Origin of the sequence: Asaia sp. SF2.1 (genome assembly GCF_000505765.1) — a bacterium.
Classification (GTDB): Bacteria; Pseudomonadota; Alphaproteobacteria; order Acetobacterales; family Acetobacteraceae; genus Asaia; species Asaia bogorensis.
Genome location: NZ_AYXS01000051.1, coordinates 114,900 through 121,364 on the forward strand (window position 1 = coordinate 114,900; position 6,465 = coordinate 121,364).

General features: G+C 56.9%; 3 protein-coding genes and 1 pseudogene. 3 read left to right on the plus strand and 1 reads right to left on the minus strand.

Annotated elements, in window-relative coordinates; translation table 11 throughout:
- A pseudogene (locus P792_RS37875) lies at positions 1 to 800 on the minus strand (hypothetical protein); the annotation flags it as partial.
- Positions 801 to 1,114: 314 nt separating this feature from the next.
- Between P792_RS37875 and flhA the strand changes: the two are divergent.
- From flhA to P792_RS36300, 3 genes are all read left to right on the plus strand, one after another.
- Positions 1,115 to 3,220, plus strand: a complete 2,106-nt coding sequence (gene flhA, locus P792_RS35475; protein ID WP_152530289.1) for a flagellar biosynthesis protein FlhA — start codon at positions 1,115 to 1,117, stop codon at positions 3,218 to 3,220.
- A gap of 158 nt (positions 3,221 to 3,378) precedes the next feature.
- The gene (locus P792_RS35480; protein ID WP_023980036.1) at positions 3,379 to 4,956 is read left to right on the plus strand and encodes a globin-coupled sensor protein; all 1,578 of its coding nucleotides are present in this window, start codon (positions 3,379 to 3,381) and stop codon (positions 4,954 to 4,956) included.
- A 50-nt stretch (positions 4,957 to 5,006) separates the two neighbouring features.
- A partial coding sequence (locus tag P792_RS36300; protein WP_152530302.1) for a DUF1217 domain-containing protein occupies positions 5,007 to 6,465 on the plus strand: 1,459 nt, incomplete at its 3' end.

The window sequence follows — 6,465 nt, forward strand, 5'->3', positions numbered from 1 at the left end:
AACCCCTGCTCCTGAAAGACAAGGATACGCTTCCCTGAGAGGCCGGTATCAGGACGGAGCCGGGGAATGCTGCGTACCCAGCCCTGCTGTGGGGTTATCTGCAATTCGCGCTCGAAATAGAGTGGCCAGCCTCTCTCAAAAAGACCCGCCTTGATCAGGGTGCAGGCATAACCGAACGCGATAGCTTTGCGTTCAGGGCTGATTCTGAGGGCTTTTTCATACCACGGCAGGGCTTCAACGGAGCGATTGAGCCGCTCGAGCGCACAACCGGCATTATTGAGCAGTGACGCTGTTTCATCTCCGTCGTTGAACAGAGATTTCAGCACCGCAAGCGCCTCAGCAGGATACCCGACTTCAAGCAGGGACATGCTGATGAATTCCCCGATCTCCGCTTTCTGCCCGGGATATGTTGCCATCATCTGTGCAAAGCTTGCGCAGCCGCCGCTTACGTCCCCGCGCACGATCTGCAAATGGGCGGAGAAAGCCTGGGCGGGCACATTGTCAGGTTGCAGGCGTATGACATTGCGCAGCAGGACCCCAACGATGTCATAACGCGTTGTGAAACGCAGGATGAGCGACGCTCCCGCCATAGAGAGCTTCCACTCGTCCTGATGGACTGCCATCGTTTCGAGTACAAGTTTTAATCCGCTGATCCCGTCACCTGAGCCCAGCAGGGCCTCGCATGCCTCAACAAACTTCCCGACATCCGGCGGTGCACCCGGGATTTTCCACCACTGCTCAGCAGGCGATGAAGCATGTGTCAGATTTCGCGGTTCCGGACTAGCCGTGTCTTGTGTCATGCCATCACCGATCATGTTCAGGTCATTTCGAAAGCAGGTTAGCGATCCATGAACGCGTAACGCTTAATATCTTGCCTCATCTACGCGAGACGGGATACCTCTTGGCGCGAGATTCAAGCGCCTGCCGCAACGATTGGCGTATCATTCATTTCAGGACGACAGGTCGGGGCCCGTTGCGCAGCAATGCCGTCGGCACCATGACTTAGGCTAGGAAAGCTGACATTTTGGAAAGCGCAAACGTCTCTCCGGTCCGTGCCCCTTCCTCCAGCAAATCGCGCACGGGTGGCAACGCTGCCTCAAAACTTTTTTCTTCCTTGACCGGGCAAATAACGAAGGCATCTCAATCCGTCAGAGATGGCAGTTACAAGACCTCCTGGCGACGGGCGATCCCCGGCACCGATGTCGGCCTTGCGCTCGGCGTGTTGCTGCTGCTGTCGATTCTGATCATCCCTCTGCCGACTTTCATTCTCGATCTCGGTCTCTCATTGTCAATCACATCGAGCGTGCTTGTTCTGATGGTTTCCCTGTTTTTGGAGAGACCCATTGAATTCACCTCATTCCCTACCCTGCTTCTCCTCACGACACTGCTCCGCCTCTCGCTCGAAATCGCGACAACACGCCTTATCCTGAGCCACGGCAACGAAGGCACCTTTGCTGCAGGGCATGTTGTCGCCGCATTCGGAGGGTTCCTGATGGGCGGTGATGTCGTGATCGGGGGAATCGTCTTCAGCATTCTTCTCGTCGTGAACTTCATGGTCATCACGAAGGGCTCGGGACGCATCGCAGAGGTTGCAGCACGCTTCTTTCTCGACTCCATGCCTGGCAAACAAATGGCCATCGATGCCGAGCTGTCGTCAGGAGCCATCAACGACAGGGTAGCACGCCTCAAGCGCAGGGAGCTCGAAGACGAAAGCTCGTTTTACGGCGCCATGGACGGTGCTGCAAAATTTGTCCGCGGTGATGCCATCGCAGCGCTGATCATTACAGGAATCAACATTGTCGGGGGGTTGGCTATCGGTGTCCTCCGCTACGGCATGCCTATCGGCGATGCGGCAAGTACGTTCACAACACTGACTGTCGGTGACGGACTGGTTTCCCAGATTCCTGCCCTACTCGTTTCGACAGCCTCCGGTATCGTGGTTACCAAAGGGGGAACTGCGGGGTCGGCAGACGTCACGCTTGTCCGCCAGCTCGGCGGAAACCCGAAACCCATGGCGATGGCCGCGATTCTCTCTGGCTGCTTCGCATTGATGCCTGGGCTGCCAGCGTTTCCGTTCCTCATCATTGGCGCCCTTGCCGGCACCGCTGCATGGTGGCGCTGGAAAGTTCCGACACCAGATGAAAATGACAGTGACGTCAGCGAAGCGCCCCCGGCCCCTTCTGCGTCACCTATTTCTGATGTGCTCAAACTGGATCTGCTTCGCCTTGAGCTCGGGTTCGGGCTTCTTCCAATGACCAATGGTGAGAACGCGCAACTCACCGAGCAGATCAAGGCGCTGAGGAGAACAATCGCATCCGAGATGGGCTTCATTACACCGCCCATTCGCATACAGGACAATATCGTCCTGCCGTCTGATCGCTACGTTATCAAACTGAAGGAAATCACCATCGGTAGTGGTGAAGTCCGGCCTGGCCGCCTTATGGCCATGACACCATCGGGGGGCGCTCCCGATCTTGAGGGTGAGAGGACATCAGAACCCGCTTTCGGTCTTCCCGCCGTGTGGATTGCACCGGCCCTCAAGCCGCGAGCCATGGCCCTCAAATGCACGGTCGTCGATCCTGCGAGTGTTCTGGTCACACATCTCAGCGAACTTGTGAGGCAAAATCTGCCAGATTTGCTGACTTACGTAGCGACCCAGAATCTGCTCGATGAACTGCCCCGGGATCAGCAGAAGCTGGTGGGAGACCTCATTCCATCACAGGTTACCCTGAGTACGGTGCAGCGTGTGTTGCAGTCGCTTCTCGCCGAACGGGTCTCCATACGCGACCTGCCCACAATTCTAGAGAGCATCCAGGAGGGTAATGGTCTGGGCTTGCGAGGCATCCAGGCCCTCACCGCTCATGTGCGCGTCCGCCTCTCCCGACAAATCTGCAGCGGCCTGGAGGGGCCCGCAGGTTATATCCCGATGATTACCCTCTCTCCGGAATGGGAAAACGACTTCGCCGCTCATATAGCCGGACAAGGCGATGACCGGCGACTTGCCATGCCGCCATCCATGCTCAATCGCTTCGTGATCAAACTGCGCGACGCCTTCAACGCCGTTTCAGCAACTGGCGAGGTGCCGGTCATCGTCGTCTCCTCGACTGTACGCGATTCAATGCGATCAATCGTTGAGCGCGTACGCCCCGCGGTCCCGGTGCTATCCCAGGCAGAGATCTATCCCCGGGCACGTATCAAAACCATCGAGACGATTACCTAGGCTTCACCTCGCCCCCAAAAACCAGCCCGAAAGGCTCCGCACGACCAGATCATTGACAATGATTACAAACAATCCTCTCTTCACGCTCTCTTGAAGGTTTGCTCAATAGGGGGCGCACCGCACCATTGAGTACCAACGAACAAGCGAGAAGCTGCAACATGACTGAAACCCTACTCTCTGATCTGGCACGCAGGCAGGATTTCATTGGCATGGGACAGAGTGATCTCTCCTCGTTGCGCTCGATGGCCAGTCTCATAGAACGGGAACTCCCGGGAGTACTTGACGGCCTCTACCGGAAGATCCGTGAAACACCGCGCTCACGTGCATTCTTTACTGATAACGCCCATATGGAGCGTGCTAAAGAGGCGCAACTCGCCCACTGGCAACGTATAGCCAAGGCGCGGTTTGACGAGGATTACGTTGCACATGTCACAAAGATAGGGACAACTCATGCCCGTATCGGGCTGGAACCCAGCTTTTACATCGGTGCATATGGCCGGATTCTTGTTGCTCTGATGCATGAAATCATCCGCGATGATCAGCCCCGGGGCATTCTGAAAAAGCTGTCTTCACACAGTGTGGATGACATGGCTGGACGCATCGAAAGTCTGACCAAGGCTGTCCTCATTGAGATCGATCTTACAATATCGGCTTACCTCGATGGCATGGACCAGGCTCGTCTCCGTTTACAGGAGGAGCAGACGCAGCGTGCGCGAGAAGATCAGGCAACAGTTGAGACTCTCGGGCAGGCCCTGAGCGCCCTGGCGAATGGTGATCTGACCCTCAGGATTGCAGATGGGGCAGTCCCGGAGCGGCTGGACGCTCTTCGTCTGCACTTCAATCAGGCTGCGGTCACGCTCCAGAAGACGATACACCATATCAGCAACGAGGCCGTGCATATTGGAACAAATGCCACCGATATCGGTCACGGCGCCGATCAGCTTTCCAGCCGTACCGAACAACAGGCGGCGGCTGGGGAGGAGATGTCAGCAGCGCTTGGCCAGATAGCCGGCAGTGTGAAGCAGACCGCTATCGAGACGCGCAAAACCGAAGAGATGGTTCTCGTGGCCCAGCGTGAGGCAGAACATGCAGACATCATCAGGACCGATACGATTGCCGCGATGACTGCCATTGAGTCTTCCTCACAGGAAATCGGTGGCATCATCACCATCATGAACGAGATTGCATTCCAGACCAACCTCCTTGCCTTGAATGCGAGCGTGGAAGCCGCGCGCGCCGGTGATGTCGGTCGCGGCTTTGCCGTGGTGGCCGAAGAGGTCCGGGCCCTCTCACAGCGCTCTCGGGAGGCAGCAGAGGCTATAGGACGGCTGATCGCTCAATCGGATGCCCATGTGCGTCTCGGCGTTACGAAAGTGCGAGAGGCCGGACTGGCGCTACAAAAGGTGATGGATCAGGTTCGGGAAATCAGCAGCGCCGTCACAGTCATCGCATCATCTGCGCAGAGACAGTCCCAAAGCATCGGCGAACTCAATGTGGCAATGAGCGACCTCGAGCAGACGACCATGCAGAATGCAGGCGCGGCCGAGGAAAGCGCAGAGGCAGTGAAGAGCCTCGTGTCAACAGCAGACTCTCTTGCAGAACTCGTATCACACTTTGCCTTCAGTGATATCGGGCATGATCCAGCGTCAGAAGGAACGTCCCCTCCCCCGGCGGGAGGGGGAGGGCGCCCGGGGAGAATGATCGCGGGAGAGCCTCATCTGGAAACCTCTTCGTAATTTTCTCCCGTTAGGATCGCCCAAGAGCGGAGGAACCCCGGGAGACGTGTATGGCCATAACAAACATATCACCGGTTGCCAGCTACCTCTCAGCCCTCAAGGACGAGGATCTGGCCGCATCGAATTACGCCAAGAGCGATATTGCAACGAAGCAGGCAGTCGCTGCCTTTGAAAAAAAAGCGCCTGCGATAACCTCTGCTGATGCCCTCCTGAAAGATTATTCCTCTCTTCAGGTCGTACTCGGGGCGTTTGGGATGGGGAGCTACGCCAATGCGACAGCACTCATCAAGGACCTGCTGACCCAGGACCCCAGCTCCAGTAAATCTCTCGCCAAGACGTCTCAAAACGCAACATGGCTTGCCTTCGCCGACGCGTTCAAGGTCTGGGGGCAGAACAAGGGTAGCTCTAGCGACACAGCGTTCATCACTGGTAGCGGTTCAACGGCGCTCAGCACAACCTATACGCCGACCAGTTCTGTAACGATGAGCGCAACCCTCCCCTCTGCAGGGGCCTCTGGCCAGACATATGTTTCGCCCGCCGTCGATGCGTATGACGATGTTTCCGGGGCTCACAAGATTGCGCTTCAGTGGACACAAAGCAAGACGAACCCTTTGAGCTGGAGTGTCTCTGCCTTTGATGCCGAGGGCAATGCATCGGTCGCGAGCAATGCGTTTCAGGTGACATTTAACAGCGATGGTACGCTTGCTTCCGCGACCAATACGACTACCGGAGCGACTATTGCCTCGGGTGCAGCCGGACAGGCGGTCGAGCTGCCCATCACGCTTAACGACGCGAATGAAAAGGGTCAGGCAATATCAATCTCGCTGGGCACGCTCGGGGGCAGTTCAGGCGTGATCATGGCTGGCAACAGCTACCAGGCTACCAGCCCAACCCAGTCGGTGCTGTTGCAGAACGTCGACTCTTCCAGCACCTCGCTCTCAATGCCCTCCGCGACAATCGGGTCGCTTTCCGGCACCGGACAGACCTATATCACGGTCCCTTTCAATCCGAACCAGGCGTCTGACGATACGAACAATGTCACGCTCGGTCGGACGTATCTGTCGGTCAAATGGGCGCAGAGCAGCAGCGATCCGAGCACCTGGAGTGCTTACGTCGTCGATCCTTATGGTTCTACCGTCAATAGCACCGTGGTGTCAGTGGGGTTCGATGGCTCCGGCAACGTGCTTCAGGTCAATGGGCAGTACACCCATGACATCCCCTCGCTGCAGGCAACGGTCAACGGAGTGCAGTACAGCGTCACTCTCCAACCACCCAATCTGTCACAGAGTTCCGAGGCCAGCCAATCGGTGCTCAAGAGCGACAGTAAGGTCTCCAGTACGGTTGACGGTGTGTCGATCGATCAGATCGTTTCGAACTATCAGAAACAGCAATATGAGTCGAACGACGCCAACACGGATAACGGCGTAGGCAACGCTCTGTATTTTACGCGCAAGATGGCCAGCGTCACCTCGCTCAGCCAGATCATGTCCGATACCAAGTTGCTTCAGG